The sequence below is a fragment of the Acinetobacter sp. UBA3132 genome, from assembly GCF_002364825.1.
GTDB classification, from domain to species: domain Bacteria; phylum Pseudomonadota; class Gammaproteobacteria; order Pseudomonadales; family Moraxellaceae; genus Acinetobacter; species Acinetobacter schindleri.
On sequence record NZ_DEZM01000066.1, the window covers coordinates 1 to 3106 of the forward strand.

The 3106-nt window shown below is 45.9% G+C and carries 2 protein-coding genes; both read right to left on the bottom strand.

Going from position 1 to position 3106, the window contains the following annotated elements; genetic code table 11:
* On the bottom strand, positions 1-2326 hold a 2326-nt coding region (gene glnE / locus B4033_RS02965), incomplete at its 3' end, for a bifunctional [glutamate--ammonia ligase]-adenylyl-L-tyrosine phosphorylase/[glutamate--ammonia-ligase] adenylyltransferase (protein WP_286831981.1).
* A 78-nt stretch (positions 2327-2404) separates the two neighbouring features.
* Positions 2405-3106 (bottom strand): sensor histidine kinase (locus B4033_RS02970; protein WP_286831983.1); only part of this gene is annotated, 702 nt, incomplete at its 5' end.

Sequence of the window (3106 nt, forward strand, 5' to 3'; positions counted from 1 at the left end):
CGATATCCCGTTTTTGGGTCAAGATATCACAGCGCAATATCTCGAATTTTTTACGTAAACTCATTTCCCCTGCGATTGGACGGGCACGTACCAAGGCTTGATGTTCCCAGAGCCAGGCGCTCTTAAACTGATACTGTTCAAAAGCTTTCAGACTGGTAACTAATAAACCTGCTTCCCCTGAAGGACGTAAGCGGGTATCAACTTCATAAACCCGCCCATCCAAGGTTTGTGTAGTCATCAGCGACATCAGCTTTTGCGCCACACGCATGGCAAATTCGAAGCCACTAATTGGTTTCAGTCCGTCAGTATCTGCCTGTTCATTCATAAAATGAATAAACACCAGATCTAGGTCCGAGCCATACCCCAGCTCAATGCCACCGACTTTGCCATAACCCAATACGGCAAAAGCAGTATGCTCGACTGAGCAGCGCTGTCCTTGTGCATCCAATGGAAACCCATGCTTTTTTGCGACAATCTGATAGGCCAGATGCAGCGCTGCATTGACCGATACTTCAGCAATATCGGTCAAGGCATCGGAAACCTTCATCAGCGAGCTTTCTGCCAGCACATCACTGGCAGCCACGGCCAGCACATTGGATTTTTTAAATAAGCGTAAGACCCGCATCTGGTCTTCAACCTGATCAATTTCAATGCGCAACAGTTGCTGGCGCAAGGAGTCTTCCAGATCCTTACGTTTTGGCAATTCAAAATCCATCGACAGGAATTCATCCAGCAATACGGGATAATGAGTCAGTTCTTCACAAATCCATGGGCTGACCGTGGCCATCTTCACCAGTCGCTGTAACGCCCCTTTACTCTCGATTAACATCACCAGATATACCGTACGGCGCATTACCGATTCCACCAAGGGCATCAGTCGTACCAGTGCTGTCTGCGGATCATCTGACTGTAAAACGGCTTCAATTAAATGTGGCCAAAAAGTTTTTAAACGTTGCACTGCTTTGGCTGGTAATTTTTTTAAGGCATGCCCATTCCAAAACTCATGAACGAGATTCTTCGCATTCTCATCCAATACTTCTTTGAGTTTTTTTTCCAGCTGGGAAAAACTTTCAACCAGGGTATCTGGGCCATTTTCCTTGATTAAATGATCAAACTGATACATCACTTTGTCACGTTTCTCATTGAGATATGCCATAAAGCTGTCCCAATCCGCAAAACCAAGTGTGTCCGTTATACGCGCCCTTAACTCTGGCTCTGTCGGTAGTGATTGCGTTTGCTGATCATTCAGTGCCTGAATCGCGTGCTCAACCCGGCGCAGGAATAAATAGGCATTTTCCAGATCCTGCACCGCCTGTTCATCCAGCAACTCGGCATCATCCAGATGATTTAGATTCACCAGACACTGCCGATCCTGCAATTCAAGTTTGGCCCCGCCATAAATCAGCTGAAACACCTGCACGATAAATTCGACTTCGCGAATGCCACCGGCTCCGAGCTTGATATCATCTTCAATATTACGGCGCTGTACTTCGCGCTGGATCATCGCTTTCATTTCACGCATAGCAGCGAAAGCACTGTAGTCCACATAGCGACGGAAGACGAATGGACGTGTCATCTCTAGCAACTCATCACCCTCAGGCGTTGGATTAACAATCCGCGCCTTGATCCAGGCATATCGTTCCCATTCACGACCATGCTGGCTGAGATATTTTTCCAGCGCGACATGGCTAATTGCTAATGGTGAACCATCGCCCCAAGGACGCAGGCGCATATCGACACGGAAGACAAAACCATCAGAGGTAATATGATCTAACAGGTAGATCAGCTTTTGTCCCCACAGAATGCAAAACTGCTGCACATCAATACATTTTCGCCCATCGGTTTCCCCTTGCTCATCAAAAGCAAAAATCAGATCAATATCACTAGAAAGATTGAGTTCCTGAGCACCCAGTTTCCCCATAGCAATTACAATTAAGTCTTGCACCTTTCCATTGTAGCCAATCGGCTGGCCATACTTTGCAACCAAGGGAATACGGGCAAAATCTTTGGCGGCACAAATGGCGGCATCGGCAAAATCAGAAAGTTCACGAGTGAGAGTAATGACATTCGTAAGTTGATTGGCATCCTGCCAGATCCAGCGAAACATCAGGCGAGCACGCAGAGTACGTAACGTACTCATCCATTGCTCTTCATCACTAATATTGGTAAGGGTATCTGTGACAGATTGCTTGATTTGTTCAGTACTTAAAGCATGCTGAAAATGGTCAACTGCATAGTCCTGCTGCAGCAAGGCAGCGTGTCTGGACAATACCTGCTCGGCATATTGGCTTGCCCTTAAAGTTTTCTGCAATTGTACGTCATTCATTTCCAGTCCTTGTCACCTGCAAGATTTTTTCTAGTTATAACAGGTGACTGGCAGCCCTGTGAATGCCTTGGACGGAAATTAATTTTTTTCTTTTAATGCACCTGCCGGTTCAGCAAGTGCCAGTGCCTGATGTTCATTGGTGGCTTTTGGCAACAATACACTAAAGGTCGTACCCTGACCTTCTTTAGAGTCGACATAAATTTGACCATGATTCAGATCGACAAATCGCTTACACAATACCAGACCAAGACCCGCGCCTTTTTCATTATCTGTGCCTTTCACACTTACTGTCAGATTTGGCTTAAACAGATTTTGCATCTGTTCTTCAGTCATGCCCAGACCGGTATCCTGCACGCTGATTCTGACCAGCTCGTCTTCAGCTTCAGCAGTCAAAATGACCTGACCCTGCTGATCGGTTGGGGTAAATTTCAGTGCATTGGAGACCAGGTTTTGCAGCACTGAAGTAATCATGTTGATATCCGCATTGACTTTCACTCCGTCAGGAATGCGGTCAATCAGGTCGATTTTTTTATTCAATGCTAAGCTTTTGAGTACATCGCAAACAATTTTGCTGGACTGTTTTAGCTCAAAGTTGATCGGATGGTAAACGAAACGTCCACCTTCAGCCATCGCCCAAGTCAGCAGGCTTTCCAGCAAGTTATAAGTTGACTTGGCATTTTCACAGAGATAATCGGCAATATTCTGAACACTTGAATCATCCAGTGTATGACGTTCTTCAGCCAATACTTCTGAGAATCCAAGTAAACCATGAAAGGGTGC